The following is a 22,765-nucleotide window of genomic DNA, read 5'->3' on the forward strand; positions in this document are numbered from 1 at the left end:
GCCGCCTAGAGGATGCCGAGGTTGCGCTGCAGCTCGTAGGGCGTCACCTGCAGGCGGTAGTCCTGCCACTCGGCGCGCTTGTTGCGCAGGAAGTGCTCAAAAACCTGCTCTCCCAGGATCTGCGGCATCAGTTCGGACTCTTCCATGGTCCGGATGGCGTCATGGAGGCTGGCGGGAAGCGGATCGTGGCCCATGGCGCGGCGTTCCGCCGAGCTGAGCGACCAGACGTCGTCCTCGGCGGCGGCGGGAAGGTCGTAGCCTTCCTCGATGCCCTTCAGGCCGGCGCCCAGCAGGACGGCGTAGGCCAGGTAGGGATTGGCCGCGGAATCGATGCCGCGGTACTCGATCCGGGCGGACTGGCCCTTGCCCGGCTTGTACAGCGGAACCCGGACCAGCGCCGAGCGGTTGTTGTGCCCCCAGCTCAGGTAGCTGGGAGCTTCCCCGCCGCCCCAGAGCCGTTTGTAGGAGTTGACGAACTGGTTGGTCACCGCAGTGAATTCGGGGGCGTGCTTGAGGATGCCTGCGATGAACTGGCGGGCGGTCTTGGACAGCTGGAACTCCGCGCCGGCCTCATAGAAGGCGTTGGTGTCCCCCTCGAACAGGGAGAAGTGTGTGTGCATGCCGGATCCGGGATGGGCGGTGAACGGCTTGGGCATGAAGGTGGCGTAGGTGCCCTGCTGGAGTGCCACTTCCTTGATTACGGTGCGGAACGTCATGATGTTGTCCGCCGTCTGAAGTGCATCCGCATAGCGGAGGTCGATTTCGTTCTGGCCGGGGCCTGCCTCATGGTGGCTGAACTCCACCGAGATGCCCACGGATTCGAGCATTGTCACTGCCGTGCGGCGGAAGTCCTGTGCCACGCCGCCGGGAACGTGGTCGAAATAGCCGCCCTCGTCCACCGGCACGGGTGCACCGTCCGGCCCGGGTTCCTGCGACTTGAGGAGGTAGAACTCGATTTCCGGGTGGGTGTAGCAGGTGAAGCCCATGTCCGCCGCCTTCGCGAGGGTCCGCTTCAGCACATTGCGCGGATCCGCCGCGGACGGCTCGCCGTCGGGCGTGAGGATGTCGCAGAACATCCTGGAGGTCTGCTCCGTTTCGCCGCGCCACGGCAGGATCTGGAACGTGGAGGGATCAGGCTGGGCCAGCATGTCGGATTCGAACACCCGGGCCAGGCCTTCGATCGCGGAACCGTCGAACCCCAGGCCTTCCTCGAAGGCGCCCTCAACTTCAGCGGGGGCAAGTGCCACGGACTTGAGCGAGCCCACGACGTCGGTGAACCACAGGCGTACGAACCGTACGTCGCGCTCTTCGATTGTGCGCAGGACAAACTCTTGCTGGCGGTCCATGATGGCCTCTTCTCCGGTCAACGTCCATGCTCCGGGTCCGCAGAGGGGAAAAGCCGGCAGCAGTTCACCAACACTGTACTAAGCATTCGGCCCCGATGCTGGAGCCTGCCCCGCGCGTAACACAGCGTTAACACCTCCCCGCCCGATTTTGCCTCCGGAGTGCACCCCTCGCCCGCTTCCGGGGACCTGCTCCGGCGCCTTTCTATGACGCTTATCACCACCGGGGGCGATGACCGCCGGTAGCTAGGACGGCCGGTACCGCACTACGCTCGTGCCATGGCCTCAAGCAACAGCTCCGACTCCAGCATGTCCGCCGACGTCCCCGCCCCCTACGGCAGCGGGCCCGGGCAGGCGGCTGCGTCCGCTTCGGAACGGAAGCCCGCCAAGGTCCGCATCCACCACCTCCAGCAGGCCAAGAGGGACGGGACCAGGTTCGCGATGCTGACCGCCTATGAGCAGTACACGGCGGAGATCTTCGACGCTGCCGGCATCGAGGTGCTCCTCGTGGGCGACTCGGCCTCGAACAACGTCTTCGGCAACGAAACCAGCCTTCCGGTGACCGTGGACGAGCTGCTCCCGCTGTGCCGGGCGGTGGCGCGGTCCGCCAAGCGCGCGCTGATCGTGGCCGACCTGCCGTTTGGAAGCTACGAGGTTTCCCCTGAGCAGGCCGTGGCCGCGGGTGTCCGGTTCCTCAAGGAAGGCCTGGCGCACGCCGTGAAGATCGAGGGCGGCAAATACTATGCCCCCACCGTGAAAGCCATGGTGCAGGCCGGCATTCCGGTGATGGCGCACATCGGCTTCACCCCCCAGAGCGAGCACGCACTGGGCGGGTATCGCGTCCAGGGCCGCGGCGGCGACGCACAGCGGTTGATTGACGACGCCGTCGCGCTGGCTGATGCGGGGGCCTTCAGCGTGCTGATGGAAATGGTTCCGGCCGAAACGGCGGCCGCAGTGGATGCGGCGGTCTCCGTTCCCACCGTAGGGATAGGCGCCGGCAAGGAAACAACCGGGCAGGTGCTCGTCTGGCAGGACATGGCGGGGCTTCGGGGCGGCCGGATGGCCAAGTTCGTCAAGCAGTACGCGGACCTGCGGAGCACGCTGATGGATGCGGCCACTGCCTACGCCGAGGACGTCAGGTCCGGCCGGTTCCCCGGTCCTGAACACTCGTTCTAGCGCCGGACAGGTTCCACCGCCGGGCGGCCGGCCGCCGGCAACGCACGCCCGCACCAGGCGGGCCTGCCATCCCCGCGGTCAGTCGTCGTCGTCCTTTTCCCACGCCTCGTTGCGGGCACGGACCTTTTCAAGGGCGTGTTCGGCTTCTTCCCGCGTCTTGTAAGGCCCGATCAGCTGGCTCCAGTCGGACAGCCGGTCCTCTTCGATCTCATGCGTCCTGACGTTGTACCAGTACTCAGTCATCGTTGCTCCTCGTTCCGGCGGCGGGGAAGCCGCGGCGTGATCCGCGTAACGTAGATTCTTTCGCAGGTCCCGCGCGGCTTCCGGTTGTTTGGCGTTCTGCAGTGCCTTATATGATCAATCTATGCCTTCCCTTGCCTCGACTGCACCCATCGGCACCCTCACCCCGGGGACCATAGGTCCGCAGCGTCCCGTCCCGGCGTCCATCCCCCGGCCGGAGTACGTGGGCAAGCCTGCCCCGGCAAAGTTCACCGGCTCCGAGGTCAAATCCCCCGAAACGATCGAAAAGATCCGGGTAGCTTCGAAGATCGCCGCCCAGGCCATCGTGGAAGTGGGCAAACACATCCAGCCGGGCGTCACCACGGACCAGCTGGACAAGGTGGGCCACGAGTTCCTCCTTGACCACCACGCCTACCCTTCCACCCTGGGCTACCGGGGCTTCCCCAAGTCGCTGTGCGCGTCCCTGAACGAGGTCATTTGCCACGGCATCCCGGACAGCACCGTGGTCCACGACGGCGACATCCTCAACATCGACATCACCGCCTTCATCAACGGTGTCCACGGAGACACCAACTACACCTTCCTGGTGGGCGATGTGGACGAGGAATCCCGGCTGCTGGTGGAACGGACACAGGAGTCGCTGAACCGGGCCATCAAGGCAGTGGCACCGGGCCGGGAAATCAACGTGATCGGCCGCGCCATCCAGTCCTACGCCAAGCGCTTCGGCTACGGTGTTGTGCGGGATTTCACCGGCCACGGCGTGGGTGAAGCCTTCCACACAGGGCTCATCATTCCGCACTACGACGCCGCCCCGGCCTACAACACGGTGATCGAGGCCGGCATGGTCTTCACCATCGAGCCGATGCTGACGCTCGGCACCGTGGAGTGGGACATGTGGGCGGATGACTGGACAGTGGTCACGAAGGACCGGAAGCGCACTGCCCAATTCGAGCACACCCTGCTGGTGACGGACTCCGGCGCGGAGATCCTGACCCTGCCGTAGCCTGTTCACCTGGCCTCCAGCCTGATGTACTGATCGCTGCACGCCCTCCCCGGTTCCTGACCGGACACAAATCCCAGGCGGCTTTCCGGCCGCTCCTACCCTGCCCGCCTCTGCCACGAACGGATACCCATTGGCCAAGAATGACGAAAAGTCGAACAAGAACGCCCCCCTGATCGGCATCGACATCGGTGGCACCGGAATCAAGGGCGGCATCGTCGACTTGAAGAAGGGCAAACTGCTGGGTGAACGGTTCCGGGTCCCCACCCCCCAGCCGGCTACCCCGGAATCCGTTGCCGAGGCCGTGGCGCTGGTGGTTTCCGAGCTTTCTGCCCGGCCCGAGGCCCCGGCCGCCGGCTCGCCCGTGGGCGTGACCTTCCCCGGCATCATCCAGCACGGCGTGGTGCACTCCGCGGCCAACGTGGACAAGAGCTGGCTCAACACGGACATCGACGCGCTCCTGACCGCCCGGCTGGGCCGGCCGGTGGAGGTCATCAACGACGCCGACGCTGCCGGGCTGGCGGAAGCCCGCTACGGCGCCGGGGCCGGCGTCAAGGGCACCGTCCTGGTGATCACCCTGGGCACGGGAATCGGTTCGGCCTTTATCTTCGATGGCAAGCTGGTCCCCAATGCTGAACTGGGACACCTGGAAATCGACGGCCACGACGCCGAATCCAAAGCCTCGGCGGTGGCACGGGAACGCGACGGGCTGTCCTGGGACGAATACAGCGTCCTGCTGCAGCGCTACTTCTCCCACGTCGAATTCCTGTTCTCGCCCGAACTGTTCATTGTGGGCGGCGGCATCTCCAAGCGTGCCGACGAGTACCTGCCCAACCTTCGACTCCGGACCCCCATCGTGCCGGCGGTCCTTCGCAACGAGGCCGGCATCGTAGGTGCCGCCATCGAAATCGCCCTGAAGCACAAGCTCGCAAAGTAGCAAAAGCCGTGCCGCCGCCAACTGCCCGGCAGTCGACGGCGGCACGGCTCAGTCTTTCGGTGGCGGCTGCGGCTTCCCCTCCGCTGCCGCCACCGGAGACTACAGGGGGCTCTTCTCGGAGCTCTTCGCGCCCTTCGCGGCAATTCCCGGGGCGCCATCCTCTTCCTGCCGGAGCAGGGCGATAGCAGTTTCGAAGTCCTCAAGGGATTCGAAAGCCTGGTAGACGCTAGCAAACCGCAGGTAGGCGACCTTGTCAAGCTTCTGCAGCGGACCGAGGATGACCAGGCCCACCTCGTGGGCGTCGATCTCGGCAGCGCCAGAGGAACGGATCTGCTCTTCGACCTCCTGCGCCAGCAGCGCGAGGTCGTCTTCGCTGACGGGCCGCCCTTGGCAGGCCTTCCGTACTCCGTTGATCACCTTGCTGCGGCTGAAGGGCTCCCCCACGCCGGACCGCTTGATCACGGAAAGGCTGGTGGTTTCCACCGTGGTGAATCTCCGGCCGCATTCCGGGCACTGGCGGCGCCGGCGGATGGCTGAGCCGTCATCCGCCATGCGGCTGTCCACTACCCGGGAGTCCGGGTTGCGGCAGAACGGACAGTACATAGTGCCACCCTCCTTCCCAGGCGCCAGTGCAGGCGCAACTTCAGCGCCTCCATTTTATGTCCTGGGCACCGCTAATAACAAGCGTGTAATACTACATGTTGTGGTTGGGGCTACTAGATATCGGTTCCTGGGGGTTTTCAGGCGAACCTGGCCGTCACTGCCTCCCCGTGCGCGGGAAGGTCCTCCGCGCCGGACAGGCTGACGATGTGCCCGCTGACCTCGGCAAGCGCTTCCCGGCTGTAGTTGACCACCTGGATGGCCCGCAGGAACGTGGTGACGTTCAGGCCGGATGAGAAAGCGGCGGTGCCGCTGGTGGGCAGGACGTGGTTGGACCCCGCGCAGTAGTCCCCCAGGCTGACGGGGCTGTAGTCGCCCACAAAGATGGCGCCGGCGTTCCGGATCCTGGCGGCGACGCCGGCGGCGTCCCGGGTCATGATCTCCAGGTGCTCGGCCGCATAGGCGTCGCAGGCGGCGATGCCCTGCTCCAGGTTGTCCACCAGCACCACCCCGGACTGCGGGCCGGACAGCGCTTCGAGGACGCGCGCCGAGTGCTTGGTTGCCGCCGCCTGGCGGCCGAGTTCGGCGCGGACCGCCGTGGCGAGGTCCTCGGAATCGGTGATCAGCACCGAGGCCGCCTTGGGGTCGTGCTCAGCCTGGCTGATGAGGTCGGCGGCCACGAGGGCCGGCCGGGCCGTGGAGTCTGCCAGGATGGCGATCTCCGTAGTGCCGGCCTCCGAATCGATCCCCACGACGCCCTTGACCAGGCGCTTGGCGGTGGCAACGAAAATATTGCCCGGCCCGGTCACCACATCCACCGGCTCCAGCGCCGGGCCGGCATCCGTTGCCTCAACACCGTAGGCGAACGCGGCGATGGCCTGGGCGCCGCCGATGGCATACACCTCGGTGATTCCCAGCAGTGCGGCGGCGGCAAGGATGGTGGGGTGCGGCAGTCCTGCGAACTCCTTCTGCGGAGGCGAGGCCAGGGCAATCGAGCGCACCCCTGCAGCGAGGGCCGGAACAACGTTCATGATCACAGAGGACGGGTAGACGGCGAGGCCGCCGGGGACGTAGAGTCCCACCCTCGCAACCGGCACCCAGTTCTGCGCCACCACGGCCCCGTCGCCGAGCCGGACCTCGATGTTCCGGGGACGCTGGCCGTCGGCGAAGCGCCGTGCGCGGCTGATGGACTCCTCCAGTGCGCTGCGGACGGACGGCTCGAGTTCCTCGAGCGCGGCGGCCAGGGCCTCCTGCGGAACCAGCGGGTGGCGCTGCTGCACGCCGTCGAAGCGAAGGGCCAGTTCTCCCAGTGCCTCGAAGCCGCCCCGCCGGACGGCCGCAATGATGTCCAGGACCTTTTCTTCAGCGTCCGCCACGGTCTGGCCCTGGGCGCGCGGGACAGCGGCGCGCAAGCCGGCGAGGGTCAGGCTTTGGCCGCGCAGGTCAACGGTGCGGAAGTTTACGACGGCGGCGGCTGGGCTGGCGGGATTCTCCGAAGAAATGGTCACTGGTCTATTTTACGGGCCCCGCCGCAGCGTGCCGCGACTGGTGGGTGCCGTCGTCGGACTTCCCGCCCAAGAGGTTAAGAAGCTCCAGCGCGAAAACGGACACGGCCGTGGCGGCGGGCCATAGGAGCAGCACCGGCCAGGCGCGCAGCGAAAAAGCGATGCTGGCATTCGCCGAGGCATCGACGGCGGGCGCCCATAACTGCGCGCTGAGGAGCCCCGCCTGCCAGGCGACCACTGCGCCGCACAGGGCACCAGCCAGGCCCATCAGGAGGTCCGCCTGCGGATCCGCGCGCTTCCGGTCCGCCAGGAAAACGGCCAGGAGGCACCCGGCAAGGACCAGCAGGCCGGCCAGCGTCAGGTCCCGCGGGAGCCAGACAACCGGATTGGTGCCGCTGGAGAGGGCCGGATCCCGGGTGACCAGGTTGAGGCCGCCAGGAGCCAGGAGCCACCACAGGATGCCCACCGGGACACCCGCCGCTGCAGGGACCGCGAACAACGCCCAGGACAGCCGCGGGCGCGTGCGGCGGGTGGCTTTCGTCATGCAACAAACCTTAACAAATGTTTCGGCAGGATAGCCGCCGTGCGCGGGCTCCAGGGGATTCTCCACCGGCGCGCCGGACCCATACCCTTGAAGGAGAACATAAATACCAAACCATCCAGCCCACCAGGAGTTTCCGTGACAACAGCTGACGTTCCGTTCGAACGGACGTTCAAGGAGATGTTCCGGCGCCATGCCGCGGGCGTCGCCATCATCACGGTGAACTACCAGGACCAGCCCTACGGTTTCACCGCCACCTCCGTTGCCTCGCTTTCCGCGCAGCCGCCGCGCTTCACCTTCAACATGGCCCGCAGCTCACGGTCGTGGCCGGCCGTGGCAAACACCACCTACCTGGGGGTCCATATGCTGGGCCTGGAGAACCAGCAGCTCGCTGACAGGTTTGCCGGTGCCGGCAACCGCTTTGAGGGGGACCACTGGGAGGTGGGTCCGCACGGCGTGCCGGTGCTTAAGGGCGTAGCCGGTTGGCTGATCGGCGAAGTGCAGATGCGCCTGTCCTTCGAAAACAACGCCGTTGTTGTGGTCCAGGTGGTGGACGGGCAGGTGGGCGGGGACGGCTCTCCCCTGTTGTACCACGGCGGGGCGTACGGCCAGCCGGTCCCGCTGGATTACGAGATCTGAGGCACTAGCTCCGGACGACGACGGCGGTACTTGCCGCCCGCCGTCGTCCGTGCCTCCGTCAGGCGTCCAGGCAGGCGGGCCCGAGGAGCACTTTCAGGTCGCCGAACAGGGACGGGCTGGGGTTCACGCGCAGGTGGACCGGCAGGCCCATGATCTCCGTCCGGGTGTCACCCTGCAGGTGCAGCCGCACTTCGGAGTTCCCGCGGTGGGTACGGAGGACGTCGCCCAGTTCGGTGACCACCGCTTCCGTGGCCTTGTAGGTGGGCATGGTGATCACCAGCGGGCCGTTGAGCCCCTCGCTGAGGTCCGGAACGGACAGTTCCATGCAGTTCAGGGTGATGGCGCCGTCGTCGCGCTTTTGCAGGCGCCCCTTCACCACCACGATCAGGTCCTCGGCGAGGACAGATGCGATGGGGCCGTAGACCTGGCCGAAGAACATGACTTCCATCGAGCCGCCCAGGTCCTCCACTTCGGCCCTGGCGTAGGCGTTGCCGCTGGCCTTGGCAATGCGCCTGCTCAGCGACGTGATCATGCCGGCGATGGTGATGATCGCGCCATCCTGCGGTCCGTCTTCGCCCAGGACGGAGGTGATGCTCATCTCCGCATGCTGGCTCAGCAGCCCTTCGAGGCCCTGCAGGGGGTGGTCCGAAACGTAGAGTCCCAGCATGTCCCGTTCGAAGGAGAGTTTGTCCTTCTTCTCCCACTCCGGCAGGTCCGGGATCTCGATGCTCAGGGATGACTCGGATTCGGCTTCGTCGAACCCTGCGAAGAGGTCGAACTGTCCGATCGCTTCGTTCCGCTTGAGCGTGATGACGGAGTCGATGGCCTCTTCGTGGATCATGGCCAGGGCCCGGCGGTGGTGGCCCAGCGAGTCGAAGGCGCCGGACTTGATCAGCGATTCAATGGTCCGCTTGTTGCAGACCACGGCGGGGACCTTCATCAGATAGTCCTTGAACGACGTAAACGCGCCCTCGCTTTCGCGGGCAGCCACCATGGCCTCCACCACGTTGACGCCGACGTTGCGGATGGCGCCCATGCCGAAGCGGATGTCGTTGCCCACCGGGGTGAAGTTCAGCGCGGACTCGTTCACGTCCGGCGGCAGCACGGTGATGCCCATGCGCCGGCATTCGTTGAGGTAGATCGCCGACTTGTCCTTGTCATCACCCACGGAGGTCAGGAGCGCGGCCATGTACTCCGGCGCGTAGTGCGCCTTGAGGTAAGCGGTCCAGTAGGAAATGACGCCGTAGGCGGCCGAGTGTGCCTTGTTGAAGGCGTAGTCGGAGAAGGGAAGCAGGATGTCCCAGAGGGTTTTCACGGCTTCCATGGAGTACCCGTTGTCCTGCATGCCCTGGGAGAAACCGGCGAACTGCTTGTCCAGTTCCGATTTCTTCTTCTTGCCCATGGCGCGGCGGAGGATGTCTGCCTGGCCCAGCGAGTAGCCGGCCAGCTTCTGGGCGACCGCCATAACCTGTTCCTGGTACACGATCAAGCCGTACGTTCCGCCCAGGATCTCCGCAAGGGGTTCCTTCAGTTCCGGGTGGATGGGAATGACTTCCTGGATCCCGTTCTTCCGCAGCGCATAGTCCGTGTGGGCGTTCGCGCCCATGGGGCCCGGCCGGTACAGGGCGAGCACGGCGGAAATGTCTTCGAAGTTGTCAGGCTTCATCAGCTTGAGCAGGGACCGCATGGGTCCGCCGTCGAGCTGGAAGACGCCCAGGGTGTCGCCGCGGGCCAGCAGCTCATAGGAAGGGGCGTCGTCGAGTTCCAGGTTTTCCAGGTCCAGGTCGATGCCGCGGTTCATCTTGATGTTTTCCAGGGCGTCGGAAATGATCGTCAGGTTCCGCAGGCCCAGGAAGTCCATCTTGATCAGGCCGAGGCCCTCACATGTGGGGTAGTCGAACTGGGTAATGACCTGGCCGTCCTGGATCCGGCGCATGATGGGAATGACGTCGATGATCGGATCCGAGGACATGATGACGCCGGCTGCGTGCACGCCCCACTGCCGTTTCAGGCCCTCGATGCCCAGCGCGGTCTCAAAGACTTTCGCAGCTTCGGGGTCCGTGCTGATGAGCTGGCGGAAGTCGCCCGCTTCGCCGTAGCGCTTGGCCTCCGGGTTCTGGATATCCGCCAGCGGGATGTCCTTGGCCATCACCGCCGGCGGCAGGGCCTTGGTGAGCGTTTCACCCATGCTGAACGGGTAGCCCAGCACGCGCGAGGAGTCCTTCAGCGCCTGCTTGGTCTTGATGGTGCCGTACGTGACGATCATGGCCACGCGTTCGTCGCCGTACTTCCGGGTCACGTAGTCGATGACTTCGGAGCGGCGCCGGTCATCGAAGTCGACGTCGAAGTCGGGCATGGAGACGCGGTCCGGGTTCAGGAACCGTTCGAAGATCAGGCCGTGGCGCAGGGGGTCCAGGTCGGTGATGCGCATGGCGTAGGCCACCATCGAGCCGGCGCCGGAACCACGGCCGGGGCCAACCCTGATGCCGTTGTTCTTGGCCCAGTTGATGAAGTCCGCCACCACCAGGAAGTAGCCGGGGAAACCCATGGAGGTGATGACGCCCAGTTCGTAGTCGGCCTGGGCGCGGACGTTGTCGGGGACGCCGCCCGGATACCGGTACTCAAGTCCCTTGGCCACTTCCTTGACCAGCCAGGACGTTTCATCCTCGCCCGGCGGGCAGGGGAACCGCGGCATGTAGTTGGCCCCGGTGTTGAAGGACACTTCGCAGCGTTCGGCGATCAGGAGGGTGTTGTCGCATGCGTCGGGGTGGTCGCGGAACAGTTCCCGCATTTCCCGGGGCGACTTCAGGTAGTAGCCGCTGCCGGAGAAGGCGAAGCGGGACCCGCCGTTGTCGTACGTGGGTTCCAGGAGGGTTGAACCGGACTGGATGGCCAGCAGGGCCTCGTGGGCCTTGGCATCGTGCTCGTGGGTGTAGTGGAGGTCGTTCGTGGCCACCAGGGGGAGGTTCAGCTCCTTGGCGAGCCGCAGCAGATCCCCGGTGACGCGCCGCTCGATGTCCAGCCCGTGGTCCATGAGTTCGCAGAAGTAGTTCTCCGCCCCGAAAATGTCCCGAAACTCGGCTGCGGCCTCGAGCGCCTCGCGGTACTGGCCCAGCCGCAGCCGCGTCTGTATTTCACCGGACGGGCAGCCCGTGGTGGCGATCAGGCCCTCCGAGTAGGTGTTCAGCAGCTCCCGGTCCAGGCGCGGCCATTTGCCGAAGACTGCATCCAGCGAGGCGATGGAGGACGCCCGGAACAGGTTCCGCATGCCTGCGTTGTTGTAGCTGAGCAGGGTCATGTGGGTGTAGGAGCCGCCGCCGGAAATATCGTCCTTGCGCTGGTGTTCCTCACCCCAGCGCACGCGGCTCTTGTCGCCGCGGGCAGTTCCCGGAGTCACGTAGGCTTCGACGCCGATGATCGGCTTGATCCCTTTGTCGGTGGCCTTTTTCCAGAAGTCGAAGGCCCCGAAGAGATAGCCGTGGTCCGTGGTGGCGAGGGCCGGCATGCCCAGCCGCTCCGTCTCATCGAACAGCTCGCCGAGCCTGGCGGCGCCGTCCAGCATCGAATACTCGGTGTGGTTGTGGAGATGGACAAACGAGTCGTTGCTGGAAGTCACCGCACTATTCTATGCGCCGGGTGTGGCTGGCCTGCGTCAGGCCTGCCCGGACGCGAGCACTTCCAGGGCAAAAGCGAGGTCCTGCGGATAATCACTGGTGACCCGGACGGGCTCCCCCGTCACCGGGTGCTCGAATCCCAGTTCGCGGGCATGCAGCCACTGCCGCGTCAGGCCAAGGGTGGCAGCAAGCCGCGGATCGGCACCGTAGGTCAGGTCTCCGGCACAGGGATGCCGCAGCGCGGAAAAGTGCACGCGGATCTGGTGGGTGCGGCCGGTTTCCAGGTGGACTTCCACCAGGCTGGCTTTGCCGAAGGCTTCAATCACCTCATAGTGCGTGACGGAGTGGCGTCCGTCCTCGATGACCGCGAAGCGCCAGTCATGCCCCGGGTGCCGGCCGATGGGTGCATCAATGGTTCCCGCCAGCGGGTCCGGAAGGCCCTGGACAACGGCGTGGTAGACCTTGTCCACCGTTCGTTCCTTGAAGGCCCGCTTCAGGGCCGTGTAGGCGCGCTCGGACTTTGCCACCACCATGACACCCGACGTTCCGACGTCGAGCCGGTGCACGATGCCCGCCCGCTCCGGCGATCCGGAGGTGGAGATGCGGTAGCCGGCCCCGGCCAGGCCACCCACCACCGTGGGCCCGACCCACCCGGGCGACGGATGGGCGGCAACGCCCACCGGCTTGTCAACGACGACGAAATCCTCGTCATCCAGCAGGATCTTCAGGCCTTCCACAACTTCCTCCACGACTTCCAGGGGGTCACGCCGTTCCGGCCTGCTGACGTGGAGCACGTCGCCCGCAACCAGCTTTTCCGACTTGCCCAGCGTTTTGCCCTTGCTCTGCACATGGCCCTCGGCAAGGAGGGACGCGGCAAGGGAACGCGAGATGCCCAGGAGTCCGGCAAGGCCGGCATCGGCCCGCGTTCCTCCGTATTCGTCGGCAACGACAATCCGCTCAGGCATCGTTTCAGGCATCGCCGGACTTGTCCTTGCGTTCAGCGGTGAGCCGGCTGCCGTCCAGGGCTATGCCGCGCAGTGTCAGGATGCAGATGATGGACACGGCGGAAACCACCGCCGAGTCGGCGATGTTGAAGATCGCGAAGTTGGGAAGCTGGATGAAGTCCACCACGTGTCCCATGCCGAAGGACGGTTCCCGGAAGAGCCGGTCGGTAAGGTTGCCCAGTGCACCGCCCAGGAGCAGGCCCAGCGCGAGGGACCACCAGAGCGACCCCAGTTTCCGGATCTGGAAGAGAATTGCCACAGCCACACCGGCCATGATGATGGAAAACACCCAGGTGACGTTCTCTCCGATGGAAAACGCCGCGCCGGAATTCCGAATGAAGTACCAGTGCAGCAGCGGCGGGAGCACCGGGATCCGTTCGCCTTCCACCATGCTGGACGTCACCCACAGCTTGGTGAGCTGGTCCAGGATGTAGGCGAAAAGTGCAAACCCTGCGAAGACGGAGAGCAGCACCCCGCGGCCTGGACGCGGGGCAGGTGGGACAGGGCGTGCGGGGTCCGCAGCAAGTTCGTCAGTCATGGTGCTTTCATTCATAAAACCGGTGTCAATGCCAAAAGCCGGTGGCCGAGGAATCCTCAGCCACCGGCTTTCAGAATACGTGCTTGACGGATTAGTTGGCTTCGCTGACTTCCGGCGTAGCAACGGAACCGCGGGCATCCAGGTCGCGCAGCTGGCCTTCGATGTAGGCCTTGAGGCGTGAACGGTAGTCGCGTTCGAAGCCGCGGAGCTGTTCAACCTTGCGCTCCAGGACGGAGCGCTGCTGCTCGAGGGCGCCAAGGATCTTGCGGGACTTCTCCTGTGCGTCGTTGACCAGGCTGCTGGCTTCGATCTGCGCTTCGGCGATGATCTTGTCCTTCTGGGCCTGGCCGTCGGCGACGTGCCGATCGTGCATCTGCTGGGCCATGGCCAGCAGGCCGGCTGCGGACTCAGCGGAGGGGGTTCCGACCGCGGTGGAGACTGCGGGGGCTGCCGCGGCAGGGGCGGACGGCTGAACGTCCTTCTTCTTCGCTGCTTCGGCAGCCTTGGCTTCGGCTTCCGCCTTTTCGCGTGCCTCATCCTTGTCGGCCTTGACGGGCGCGGGGACCTTCTCCACAACGGGGGAAGCGGCCGAGCTGGCCGGAACGCTGGACCCGGCTTCGGCGAGCTTCTTGCGAAGTTCGTCGTTCTCCTGGTTCAGGCGGCGGAGCTCAACAACGATCTCGTCCAGGAAGTCATCAACTTCGTCCTGGTCGTAGCCCTCGCGGAACTTGGTCGGCTGAAAGCGCTTGTTGACAACGTCTTCTGGCGTCAAAGCCATCTGGTCACCTCACTGGTCTAGTTAGTCAGTAGGCCTTCCGGCCGTCAAAACTACGGTACCTAAATTTGGTCTGGTTACTCTAATTCAACACTGCGGTGTCAAACACGAGTTTTCTTCGCTTCACAGTAGCTGTTCCCGGACGGGTCCACCTGCGCTGCTAGGTCTATTTCGGGTAAATCAGGCAAGTCCCCTGGTGATCCCCATCGCAATGCTGACGGCAATGAAGAGGATCAGGAAACCAAGGTCCAGGGAGATGCCGCCCAAACGCAGGGGCGGGATCAGCCGGCGAAGCACTTTCAGGGGCGGATCGGTGATTGAATACACGGCGTGGGCCACCACCAGGGCTACGCCCCGCGGGCGCCACTCCCGCGCAAACATCTGCACCCAGTCAAAGACCAGTCGGATGATCAGTGCAACAAAGAACAGAAGCAGCGCGAGATAGACAAGTCCGAAAGCGATTCCCATGACTTAACTCATATCTCCATGTCCATATGTGCACCGCGGCGTGCTGCCGATGTGTCCGTTCTATTTCAGCACAGATGCCAGACAGGTGTCCCTGTCTGGCATCCACGCACCGCCTGGTGCTCAGCTTTGGTTGAAGAAGCTTGCCTGTGTTTCGCTGGCTTTCTTGTCATCGCCGATGACCTCAACGTATGACGGCGACAGCAGGAAGACCTTGTTGGTGACCCGCTCGATGCTCCCGCGGAGTCCAAAAACCAGGCCGGCGGAGAAGTCCACCAGGCGCTTCGCATCGGCCTCGCCCATGTCGGTAACGTTCATGATCACCGGAATGCCGTCCCGGAAGCTCTCGCCGATGAGCTTGGCATCGTTGTATGAACGGGGGTGGATTGTGGTGATCTGGCGAAGTCCGCTGGTTTCTTCGCGGCTCGAGGCCGCTCGCTTAATGGGAGTCACTGGGGCGCGGTATTCCTCTTCGGGGGTGTAGGACGCTTCGCGGCTGACCTCGCGGACGGGTGCAGGTGCACGGCGCTCCTCGCGGTCAGCTTCCATAGTTTCGTCCTCATCCTTACGTGTTGACTGGTGCTCGGACTCGTAATGCTCATCGCCGTCGGCGAGCCCAAGATAGATCATTGTCTTGCGCAGAGCGCCGGCCATGGTCGACTCCTAATCGTGTCCCGTATGCGGGCCGCCCAATGACTTGACAGCACTGGAGTCCCCCGCCCATCACTTCCAATAGGACCGACGCTACCCCACCGGGGGACGCGATCCGAGAATATCGGAACCGATTCGCAGGTGTGTCGCCCCGAAGGCTATGGCGGCTTCAAGATCCTGGCTCATGCCGGCGGAGATGGCGGTGGCACCGGGATGCTGTGCAACCAGCAGGGCCGAAAGCCCGGCAAGCTTCTCGAAGGCGGGCCCGGGCGGAGCGCCAAGCGGGGCCACGGCCATCAGGCCTGCCAGGCGAAGGCCCTCCTCTGCTGCTATCCGGTCGGCCAGCAGCGGCACCTCGGACGGGGCGGCGCCGCCCCGGTGGGCACCGGCGTCCTCTTCCAGGCTGACCTGGATGAAGCAGTCCAGGGGCGCCCGTACCGTGCTGTCCTGCTGGATCCGCATGGCCTTGGCCAAGGCATCCACAAGCTGGGGCCGGTCCACCGAATGGACGGCGGCGGCATAGCGGACCACCGACTTGGCTTTCTTGGTCTGCAGCTGTCCCACAAAGTGCCAGGTGAGCCCGCAGTCGGCCAGGAGTTCCGCTTTACCGGCTGCCTCCTGGTCGCGGTTTTCCCCGACGTCGGTGACGCCGAGGGACGCGAGCCGCCGGATGTCCTCCACCGGATGGAACTTGGTGACAACGATCAGTGTGGGCAGCCGGTCCCCACGTCCGGCCGCCGCGGCGGCAGCACCGATCCGGCCGCGGACCGCTTCCAGCCGGCCGGCCAACTCTGCGGTGCGTGGATCCCTGCCGGGCGCATCCCGGCGGCCAGCCTCGCCGCCGTTCGCGGAGGGCTCACCCATGGCACCAGACCAAGCCGGCGAAACGCCCCGTGTTCCTGTCGCGGCGGTATGAATAGAGCGAGTTCGTCTCGAAGGTGCACGGACCGGCGTACTCCACGTCTACCCCGGCGCGCTCCAGCTGGCTCCGGGCGCCGGCCGGCAGGTCCAGTGCCGGCGTGCCCCAGGAGGTGGTGGACCGCGTCGCGGGCACAAGGGCGGCCACCTCATCCCGCAGTGCCGTAGGAACCTCGTAGCAGCTGCCGCAGATGGATGGCCCAAGCCAGGCTTTTATGCCCGAAGCGCCCAAGGACCTCATGCTGTCCACGGCCGAGGGGATGACGCCGTTGGCCACGCCTGGCCGCCCCGCGTGCACGGCGGCCAGGACGGGACCGTCGGCGGACTCGCCGGCGAGGAGGACCGGAATGCAGTCGGCCACCATCACCGCGAGCGGCAGCCCGTGCGAAACCATGGCGTCGGCCTGCGGAGCCACGCTGGCGCGCTCCATCACGGCAACGGCAGTTCCGTGAACCTGGTTCATGAACCGCAGGCCGTCAGGCCCGATACCCGTGGCAGCCTCCAGCTGTTCACGGCGCCGCCGCACCGCCAGGGGGTCGTCGCCCACGTGGAGTGCAAGGTTTCCGGCACCGGTGTCAGTGAACGCCGCAGACACCCCGGGCAGGATCTCGGCGCGCCAATGGAACAAGCCGCGGCCTACTTCAGGAAGTCGGGGACATCCAGGTCATCCGAGTGGCTGCCGGTCAGGTCAGGTTCCACCACGGAGGGAAGGTCCACATCGAAGCCGGAGTCAGCCGGAACGGCGGACGGGCGCTGCTGCCCCCAGTTGCTGAGGCCTGCACCTACCCCTGCATGGACAGGCTGGACGTGCGCCTGGTGGCTGCCGGCGGACGGCGCCTGGGACGGGGCGGGAGCAGCGGCCGGAGCGGCGGGCCGCTGGGGCGCCACCTGCGGCTGGGACTGGTCCATGGAGGGCGAAGTGGCCTTGACGTCGTCGAAGCCGGCAGCGATGACCGTCACCCGGGCCTCGTCACCCAGGGCGTCGTCGATCACGGCGCCGAAAATGATGTTTGCCTCCGGGTGGGCAACTTCCTGCACCAGCCGCGCGGCCTCGTTGATCTCGAACAGGCCGAGGTCGGAACCGCCCTGGATGGACAGCAGGACGCCGTGGGCACCGTCGATCGAGGCCTCCAGCAGCGGGGACGCGATGGCGAGTTCGGCAGCCTTGACCGCCCGGTCCTCGCCGCGCGCGGAGCCGATGCCCATGAGCGCGGAGCCCGCACCCTGCATAACGGACTTGACGTCCGCGAAGTCGAGGTTGATCAGGCCCGGGGTGGTGATGAGGTCCGTAATGCCCTGGACGCCCGACAGCAGCACCTGGTCGGCAGACCGGAAGGCGTCCAGCACGGAAACGTTGCGGTCGCTGATGGACAGGAGTCGATCGTTGGGAATCACGATCAGCGTGTCGACTTCGTCACGCAGGGCGTCGATGCCTGCTTCTGCGGAACCCGCACGGCGGCGGCCTTCGAACGTGAAGGGGCGGGTGACCACGCCAATGGTCAGCGCACCCAGGGAACGGGCGATGCGGGCGACGACGGGAGCGCCGCCGGTGCCGGTGCCGCCTCCTTCGCCGGCCGTCACGAAGACCATGTCGGCGCCGCGCAGGACTTCCTCGATCTCGTCCGCATGGTCCTCGGCGGCCTGCTTCCCCACCTCGGGGTTGGCGCCTGCTCCCAGCCCGCGGGTCAGCTCGCGTCCGACGTCGAGCTTCACGTCCGCGTCGCTCATGAGCAGGGCCTGGGCGTCGGTATTGATGGCGATGAATTCAACACCTCGAAGGCCGACCTCGATCATGCGGTTGACTGCGTTCACGCCACCGCCGCCGATGCCGACGACTTTGATGACGGCCAAGTAATTCTGCGGAGCTGCCACGTTACGTGTCCCTTGTTCGTGTCTTATTGCGAAAACTGATGGAGAGCTTGAAGCCTGCAACCTTAACCTTCGAGTTGAAGGTTATAGTTATGTCAAGTAACTCATGTCTGTGACGGTATTTCCTCTGGTTGCCACATTCAATAACCGGCTCCGCGTGTCGGATTAATACCGGAAAATAAAGCGTTAGCGGGTCACCGGGTGCCGGGGCACGCTCACGTCGTAGACCCTCACGGGATTCTTGGGGTCGGCCGGAACCTTCAGGAGCGCGGCCAGCACTTTGGCCTTGAGTTCCCTTTCGCCGGCGTTGCCCCAGATGATGGTCTGGCCGTCCACGAGCTTGAGCTCCACCGCGTCCACCGATTGGGCGGAGGCGTTGGACAGCTTCGCCAGCACGTCTGCCGGCAAGGCGCCAAGGACTGCGGCCGTGGCACGGAAGAGATCCTGGCCGATGGTGCCCGCGCCGCCGTCGATCACCGGCAGCGACACCGAGGCAGGATCGGCCGTGGCAGCCAACTGCACGCCGTCTACGTCCACCAGCTGGTACTGCTCCCCCTGCTTGACCAGCGCCACCGGCACCCTTTCCCGCACAGCCACGGCAAGGCCGGACGGCGGCCTCGCCTGCGCGGACACGGACTTGACCTGGACCAGCGGTTCCAGCAGCCGGGCCACCTCTTCGTCGGTGACCTGCGGCAATGGCTTCCCCTGCAATGGCTCCAGCGCGGCCTGCACCTGGGCAGGCGTCAGCAGGCGCGTCCCGGACACGGAGATGGTGTGGACAGCCAGGACCGGGGAAAAAATGGCCGTTGCCAGCAGCCCCGCCACAACCGCAACGAGGATGCCCGCCGCCGTCAGGAGATTCCGTTTCCGCCGCTTCCCTTTCGGCTCGGGGAAAGCCACCACGTTCGCCCCGGCTGTCCCGGACGGCGCCGGGGCCTCCGCCTTGTTCCCCTTACCGTTGCCACGGCCGAAACCGCGGATGACCGCTTTTGCGGGTTGCCGGGGCTTCTTCGGCTTCTGCGGTTTTTCGGGAGCAGGCTCGGGGACACTCCGGGACGCCGAAATGACATCGTCCCCGCCACCGCCTCCGCCGGACCGGCCGGTGGAGGTGTAGGTGGGCCGGCGGGTGCTAGCCACGCAGGGCCTCTACGATCTGCGGTCCATACGCGGTGACATCACCGGCGCCTGCGGTCAACACGATGTCCCCGTCCGCGGCGGAAGCAGCCAGGAGTGCGACGGCGTCCCCGGCCGCCACCAGCCGGCCGCCCTCATCCAGGTGGTCGGCTATGAGCTGGCTGGTTACACCCGGGATGGGATCCTCACGGGCGGGATAGATGTCCAGGACCAAGGCGGTGTCGGCCAGGTTGAGGGCATCGGCGAACTCCTGCGCGAACTCCCGGGTGCGGGAAAACAGGTGCGGCTGGAAGAGGACGTGTACCTTGTGGTCCCCCGCAACGGAGCGGGCTGCGGCGAGGGCAGCGCGGACTTCCGTCGGGTGGTGGGCGTAGTCGTCGAACACCCGCACTCCCCTCGCCTCGCCCTTGAGCTCAAAGCGGCGGGAGGCACCGGAAAAGTGCGCCAGGGCGGCGGCCGCAATGCCGGGGTCAACTCCCAGTTCAAGGGCGACAGCGAAGGCGGCCGCCGCGTTCAGCGCGTTGTGCCGCCCTGGCACCTGCAGGTCAAGCGGATAGCGGCCCGACGGTGTGGAGACGGCCGTGTCGCCGGGACCGCCGTCGTGCAGCAGGAGGTCCGCACCCTCTCCGGTTCCGTAAAGCACCACGCGCGTGGTGCCCCGCTGCCGGGTCCTTTCGGCGAGGGCCAGCGCGCCGGCGTCGTCCGCGCAGGCAACCAGCACCCCGTCGGCGGGCAGCAGCGCGGTGAACCGGTCAAAGGATTCGTAGACCGCTTCAGCCGTTCCGTAGTGGTCCAGGTGGTCCGGCTCCACGTTGGTGACCACGGCGATCCTGGGCCGGTAGTTGAGGAAGGATCCGTCGGACTCGTCGGCCTCCGCCACGAAGATCCCGGAGCTTCCGTGGGCGGCGTTGACGCCGAGCGCGGGGACATTGGCGCCGATGGCGAACGAGGGGTCCAGGCCCGCGCCCTGGAGCAGGACGGTGACCATGGAGGTGGTGGTGGACTTGCCGTGGGTTCCCGCCACGGTAACCACCGTGTCGCCGCCCATGGTGGCCGCCAACGCCTCGGACCGGTGCAGCACCGGCAGGCCGGCTTCCCTCGCCGCAACAAGCTCCGGGTTGTCCGGGCGGATGGCCGAGCCGGCCACAACCGTCTGGGCGTCACCAAGGTTCGCGGCGGCATATCCGACGGCGATGCGCGCACCGGCCGCCGCGAGGTCGGCCATGACCGGCAGGTCCTTGGCGTCGGAGCCGCTGACCGGAACGCCGCGGGCCACCATGATCCTGGCCACGGCTGACATGCCGACGCCCCCGATGCCCACGAAGTGGACCCTGCCCAGCGATTCAAGGGCCGGAATTTTGGCGTGGTTCATGCTTTCACCGCTTCCAGGATGAGATCAGCCATCCGCTGATCGGCGTTCCGGATGCCAAGCCGGTAGGAACTGGCTGACATTGCGGCAAGCCGTGGCTGGTCCGTGACCAGCGGAACCAGCTCCTTGTCCACCCATTCGGCCGTGAAGTCCCGGTCGCTGACCAGGATCGCGCCCCCGGCAGCCACCAATCCTGCAGCGTTCAGGGCCTGCTCGCCGTTGCCAATGGGCAGCGGCACCAGGACTGCCGGTACCCCCGCCGCGGCAACCTCGCATACCGTGGCCGCACCTGAACGGGCGAGCAGTACGTCCGCCGCGGCATAGGCAAGCTCCATGCCGTCGATGTATTCCACCTGCCGGTAGCCGTCGGCCGCGAGGGGGTTGCCGGCGGCGTCCAGGACGGTCTTGCCGCGCCCGGTGATGTGCAGGGTCTGGATGCCCGCGCCGGCAAGGCGGTCCACTGCGGCGGCGATGGTCCTGTTGATGCTCTGCGCCCCGGAGGATCCCCCGGTGACGATCAGCGCCGGCTGTGCCGGGTCCAGGCCCAGGGCCTCCCGGGCGGCGGTGCGCGCCGCGGCCCTGTCCAGCCCGGAAATCTCGGAACGCATCGGCATTCCCACGTGGGTTGCATGGCGCAGAGGGGTGTTGGCGAAGGCGACGGCCACCCTGTGGGTCATCAGGGCACCCACCCGGTTTGCGAGGCCCGGCCGGGCATTTGCCTCGTGGATGACGATGGGGATGCGCCGTTTGCGGGCAGCCAGGTACATGGGCGTGCACACGTAGCCGCCGACGCCCACCAGGACGTCCGCAGCCGCTTTGTCCAGGATGGCTCCGGCCTGGCGCACGGCGCCGGCGAGCCGGGCGGGAAGCCGCACCAGGTCAGCCGAAGGTTTCCGTGGGAACGGAACCCTGTCGATGGTCGCCAGCTCCACTCCTGCAGCCGGAACAAGCCTGGTTTCCATCCCGGACGGCGTGCCGACGGCAAGGATGGCGGCAGCGGGAGACGCGCTCCGGAGGGCGGCGGCGATGGCCAGCAGCGGGCTGATGTGCCCGGCGGTGCCGCCGCCTGCCAGGACGATGGAAGGGGTTTTGGAGGTCATGGAGGGCTAGGCACGCTTTCTTGCAGTCTTCTTCCGGGCCGCGTCTTTCCGCGCCGGCTTGGCCTTGAACTTGAGCATCCGCTTGGGCCGGATGGACGGGGCCATCTGCTCCCTGGCCAGGGAGAGCACCACGCCGATGGCGCAGAGCGACATCAGCAGCGCCGAGCCGCCGTAGGAGATGAACGGCAGCGGCACACCGATGACGGGCATCAGGCCGGTCACCACGGACATGTTGACCGTGGCCTGGCCCAGCAGCCACACCATGATGGTGCCGGCCAGCACGCGGTGGAACATGTCCGCCTGCGCCACTACCACACGGTAGATCGCGGCGCCCAGGATGGCGAAGAGGATGAGGACGACGACGGTCCCCACCAGGCCGAGTTCCTCGCCGATGATGGCAAAGATGAAGTCGTTGTGGGCTTCGGGGATCCAGCTGTACTTCTGCCGGCTCTGCCCCAGCCCAACGCCGAACCAGCCACCCGACGCCAGCCCGTAGAGCCCGTTGGTGGCCTGGTAGTTGGCGTCGATGCCGTCGGCGCAGGACTCGCCGGTCCACCACGAAGTGATCCGGCACATGCGGTTCGAACTGGTCACAGCCATGACGGCCGTTCCGGCGGCGGCCACCAGGCCTGCGATACCGAAGAGATACAGGGGTGCCCCGGCAAAAAAGAGGGCGGCAGCCGTGATCATCATGATGATCATGGCCGTTCCGAGGTCATTGCCCACCAGGACCAGCACCACGATGATGATGGCCATCGGGACGGCAGGGACCGCGACGTGCTGCCAGAGGCTGAGGAGCTTTCCCTTCCTGGCCAAAACGGTAGCCATCCACAGGGCGAGGGCCAGCTTGGACGCTTCGGACGGCTGGAAGGTGATGCCGCCGAGGTCGATCCAGTTCTTGTTGCCGTTGACCTCCGCACCCACAAGCTGCACCAGTCCCAGGAGGACCACGGCGCCGATGATGGCGGGCCATGCGAGCCGCTTGAGCCACACCACATTGATGCGGGACAGCACGAACATGGTGAAGATGCCGATTGCGGCGAACATCCCCTGCTTTAGGGCATCGCCGTAGGGTGACTTGCCGGCGGCGATCGACTCGACGCTGGACGCAGAGAGCACCATCATGATGCCGATCGCCGTCAGCGCCAGGGTGGATCCCAGGATGAGGTAGTAGGTGGAGCCGTTCCGGGAAGTTCCGGTTCCTTCCAGCGCCGACCAGAACTTGCGGTAGCCGGCCCGCAGCCGGGTTACGGCAGTGGCGGGACGGCTGGCCGGCGATGCCGAGGAGCCGGGACGCGGCTTGCCGGCCTGCTGCCGGGCAGGCGGGCGTGTTGGCGTGCTGACCAT

Annotated in this window: 22 protein-coding genes; 4 read left to right on the forward strand and 18 right to left on the reverse strand. The window is 66.1% G+C overall.

What is annotated here, in order from left to right; translation table 11 throughout:
• Window positions 1-5 precede the first annotated feature (5 nt).
• Window positions 6-1,346: a type I glutamate--ammonia ligase gene (gene glnA / locus U7114_RS11135; RefSeq protein ID WP_157238496.1), complete on the reverse strand. Its 1,341-nt coding sequence runs from the start codon at window positions 1,344-1,346 to the stop codon at window positions 6-8.
• A gap of 276 nt (window positions 1,347-1,622) precedes the next feature.
• Between glnA and panB the strand changes: the two genes are divergently transcribed.
• Window positions 1,623-2,519 (forward strand): 3-methyl-2-oxobutanoate hydroxymethyltransferase, encoded by an 897-nt coding sequence (panB, locus tag U7114_RS11140; RefSeq protein ID WP_157238497.1) that lies wholly within the window; start codon window positions 1,623-1,625, stop codon window positions 2,517-2,519.
• Between the two features lie 78 nt (window positions 2,520-2,597).
• Here panB and U7114_RS11145 read toward each other — a convergent pair whose 3' ends face one another.
• A complete protein-coding gene (locus tag U7114_RS11145) occupies window positions 2,598-2,762 on the reverse strand; it encodes an SPOR domain-containing protein (RefSeq protein WP_120691318.1) in 165 nt (54 codons plus the stop codon).
• Window positions 2,763-2,883: 121 nt separating this feature from the next.
• Here U7114_RS11145 and map point away from each other — a divergent pair, with 121 nt between their 5' ends.
• Together map and ppgK are read left to right on the forward strand one after the other, a co-directional pair.
• The gene (map, locus tag U7114_RS11150) at window positions 2,884-3,762 is read left to right on the forward strand and encodes a type I methionyl aminopeptidase (protein ID WP_157238498.1); all 879 of its coding nucleotides are present in this window, start codon (window positions 2,884-2,886) and stop codon (window positions 3,760-3,762) included.
• Window positions 3,763-3,892: 130 nt separating this feature from the next.
• A complete protein-coding gene (gene ppgK / locus U7114_RS11155) occupies window positions 3,893-4,696 on the forward strand; it encodes a polyphosphate--glucose phosphotransferase (protein WP_157238499.1) in 804 nt (267 codons plus the stop codon).
• Window positions 4,697-4,795: 99 nt separating this feature from the next.
• Here ppgK and nrdR read toward each other — a convergent pair whose 3' ends face one another.
• From nrdR to U7114_RS11170, 3 genes are all read right to left on the reverse strand, one after another.
• Entirely contained in the window at window positions 4,796-5,299 is a 504-nt protein-coding gene (gene nrdR / locus U7114_RS11160) for a transcriptional regulator NrdR (protein ID WP_157238500.1), read from the reverse strand.
• Window positions 5,300-5,436: 137 nt separating this feature from the next.
• Complete coding sequence (gene hisD, locus U7114_RS11165) at window positions 5,437-6,804, reverse strand: histidinol dehydrogenase (RefSeq protein WP_321215935.1); 1,368 nt, start codon at window positions 6,802-6,804, stop codon at window positions 5,437-5,439.
• A gap of 4 nt (window positions 6,805-6,808) precedes the next feature.
• Complete coding sequence (locus U7114_RS11170) at window positions 6,809-7,345, reverse strand: hypothetical protein (RefSeq protein ID WP_321215934.1); 537 nt, start codon at window positions 7,343-7,345, stop codon at window positions 6,809-6,811.
• A gap of 177 nt (window positions 7,346-7,522) precedes the next feature.
• Between U7114_RS11170 and U7114_RS11175 the strand changes: the two genes are divergently transcribed.
• Window positions 7,523-7,981 carry a flavin reductase family protein gene (locus U7114_RS11175; protein WP_104999690.1) on the forward strand — a complete coding sequence of 153 codons (459 nt, stop codon included), beginning with the start codon at window positions 7,523-7,525 and terminating at the stop codon, window positions 7,979-7,981.
• A 58-nt stretch (window positions 7,982-8,039) separates the two neighbouring features.
• Here the strand turns inward: U7114_RS11175 and dnaE are convergent, their stop codons facing one another.
• The 13 genes from dnaE to ftsW all read right to left on the reverse strand — a co-directional run bounded on the left by dnaE (window position 8,040) and on the right by ftsW (window position 22,765).
• A complete protein-coding gene (gene dnaE / locus U7114_RS11180; protein WP_323057384.1) occupies window positions 8,040-11,597 on the reverse strand; it encodes a DNA polymerase III subunit alpha in 3,558 nt (1,185 codons plus the stop codon).
• A 36-nt stretch (window positions 11,598-11,633) separates the two neighbouring features.
• Window positions 11,634-12,560 (reverse strand): RluA family pseudouridine synthase, encoded by a 927-nt coding sequence (locus tag U7114_RS11185; RefSeq protein WP_157242536.1) that lies wholly within the window; start codon window positions 12,558-12,560, stop codon window positions 11,634-11,636.
• A gap of 4 nt (window positions 12,561-12,564) precedes the next feature.
• Complete coding sequence (lspA, locus tag U7114_RS11190; protein ID WP_323057385.1) at window positions 12,565-13,137, reverse strand: signal peptidase II; 573 nt, start codon at window positions 13,135-13,137, stop codon at window positions 12,565-12,567.
• 91 nt (window positions 13,138-13,228) lie between these two features.
• Entirely contained in the window at window positions 13,229-13,915 is a 687-nt protein-coding gene (locus U7114_RS11195; RefSeq protein WP_157238503.1) for a DivIVA domain-containing protein, read from the reverse strand.
• Window positions 13,916-14,092: 177 nt separating this feature from the next.
• Window positions 14,093-14,380, reverse strand: a complete 288-nt coding sequence (locus U7114_RS11200; RefSeq protein WP_139028864.1) for a YggT family protein — start codon at window positions 14,378-14,380, stop codon at window positions 14,093-14,095.
• 120 nt (window positions 14,381-14,500) lie between these two features.
• Window positions 14,501-15,031: a cell division protein SepF gene (locus tag U7114_RS11205; protein WP_104997513.1), complete on the reverse strand. Its 531-nt coding sequence runs from the start codon at window positions 15,029-15,031 to the stop codon at window positions 14,501-14,503.
• Between the two features lie 90 nt (window positions 15,032-15,121).
• Window positions 15,122-15,892: a YggS family pyridoxal phosphate-dependent enzyme gene (locus U7114_RS11210; RefSeq protein WP_323057386.1), complete on the reverse strand. Its 771-nt coding sequence runs from the start codon at window positions 15,890-15,892 to the stop codon at window positions 15,122-15,124.
• The gene (locus U7114_RS11215) at window positions 15,885-16,574 is read right to left on the reverse strand and encodes a polyphenol oxidase family protein (protein ID WP_323057387.1); all 690 of its coding nucleotides are present in this window, start codon (window positions 16,572-16,574) and stop codon (window positions 15,885-15,887) included. Before U7114_RS11215 ends, U7114_RS11210 begins: the two co-directional genes overlap by 8 nt.
• 8 nt (window positions 16,575-16,582) lie before the next feature.
• The gene (gene ftsZ, locus U7114_RS11220) at window positions 16,583-17,818 is read right to left on the reverse strand and encodes a cell division protein FtsZ (protein WP_321215930.1); all 1,236 of its coding nucleotides are present in this window, start codon (window positions 17,816-17,818) and stop codon (window positions 16,583-16,585) included.
• A gap of 183 nt (window positions 17,819-18,001) precedes the next feature.
• A complete protein-coding gene (locus tag U7114_RS11225; RefSeq protein ID WP_323057388.1) occupies window positions 18,002-18,952 on the reverse strand; it encodes a cell division protein FtsQ/DivIB in 951 nt (316 codons plus the stop codon).
• On the reverse strand, window positions 18,945-20,321 hold the full coding sequence (gene murC / locus U7114_RS11230) for a UDP-N-acetylmuramate--L-alanine ligase (protein ID WP_157238507.1): 1,377 nt from the start codon (window positions 20,319-20,321) through the stop codon (window positions 18,945-18,947). Before murC ends, U7114_RS11225 begins: the two co-directional genes overlap by 8 nt.
• Window positions 20,318-21,418: an undecaprenyldiphospho-muramoylpentapeptide beta-N-acetylglucosaminyltransferase gene (gene murG / locus U7114_RS11235; RefSeq protein WP_323057389.1), complete on the reverse strand. Its 1,101-nt coding sequence runs from the start codon at window positions 21,416-21,418 to the stop codon at window positions 20,318-20,320. Before murG ends, murC begins: the two co-directional genes overlap by 4 nt.
• 6 nt (window positions 21,419-21,424) lie before the next feature.
• Window positions 21,425-22,765: a putative lipid II flippase FtsW gene (gene ftsW, locus U7114_RS11240; protein WP_157238509.1), complete on the reverse strand. Its 1,341-nt coding sequence runs from the start codon at window positions 22,763-22,765 to the stop codon at window positions 21,425-21,427.

Source organism: Pseudarthrobacter sp. C1, from assembly GCF_034720455.1.
In the GTDB taxonomy this organism is placed as follows: Bacteria; Actinomycetota; Actinomycetes; order Actinomycetales; family Micrococcaceae; genus Arthrobacter.

Excerpts from the sequence above, each read along its gene's own strand:
- glnA (WP_157238496.1), bottom strand. The coding sequence starts at position 1,346 with ATGGACCGCCAGCAAGAGTTTGTCCTGCGCACAATCGAAGAGCGCGAC.
- panB (WP_157238497.1), top strand. The coding sequence starts at position 1,623 with ATGGCCTCAAGCAACAGCTCCGACTCCAGCATGTCCGCCGACGTCCCC.
- U7114_RS11145 (WP_120691318.1), bottom strand. The coding sequence starts at position 2,762 with ATGACTGAGTACTGGTACAACGTCAGGACGCATGAGATCGAAGAGGAC.
- map (WP_157238498.1), top strand. The coding sequence starts at position 2,884 with ATGCCTTCCCTTGCCTCGACTGCACCCATCGGCACCCTCACCCCGGGG.
- nrdR (WP_157238500.1), bottom strand. The coding sequence starts at position 5,299 with ATGTACTGTCCGTTCTGCCGCAACCCGGACTCCCGGGTAGTGGACAGC.
- U7114_RS11170 (WP_321215934.1), bottom strand. The coding sequence starts at position 7,345 with ATGACGAAAGCCACCCGCCGCACGCGCCCGCGGCTGTCCTGGGCGTTG.
- U7114_RS11175 (WP_104999690.1), top strand. The coding sequence starts at position 7,523 with ATGTTCCGGCGCCATGCCGCGGGCGTCGCCATCATCACGGTGAACTAC.
- U7114_RS11185 (WP_157242536.1), bottom strand. The coding sequence starts at position 12,560 with ATGCCTGAGCGGATTGTCGTTGCCGACGAATACGGAGGAACGCGGGCC.
- lspA (WP_323057385.1), bottom strand. The coding sequence starts at position 13,137 with ATGACTGACGAACTTGCTGCGGACCCCGCACGCCCTGTCCCACCTGCC.
- U7114_RS11195 (WP_157238503.1), bottom strand. The coding sequence starts at position 13,915 with ATGGCTTTGACGCCAGAAGACGTTGTCAACAAGCGCTTTCAGCCGACC.
- U7114_RS11200 (WP_139028864.1), bottom strand. The coding sequence starts at position 14,380 with ATGGGAATCGCTTTCGGACTTGTCTATCTCGCGCTGCTTCTGTTCTTT.
- U7114_RS11205 (WP_104997513.1), bottom strand. The coding sequence starts at position 15,031 with ATGGCCGGCGCTCTGCGCAAGACAATGATCTATCTTGGGCTCGCCGAC.
- U7114_RS11210 (WP_323057386.1), bottom strand. The coding sequence starts at position 15,892 with ATGGGTGAGCCCTCCGCGAACGGCGGCGAGGCTGGCCGCCGGGATGCG.
- murC (WP_157238507.1), bottom strand. The coding sequence starts at position 20,321 with ATGAACCACGCCAAAATTCCGGCCCTTGAATCGCTGGGCAGGGTCCAC.
- murG (WP_323057389.1), bottom strand. The coding sequence starts at position 21,418 with ATGACCTCCAAAACCCCTTCCATCGTCCTGGCAGGCGGCGGCACCGCC.
- ftsW (WP_157238509.1), bottom strand. The coding sequence starts at position 22,765 with ATGGTCAGCACGCCAACACGCCCGCCTGCCCGGCAGCAGGCCGGCAAG.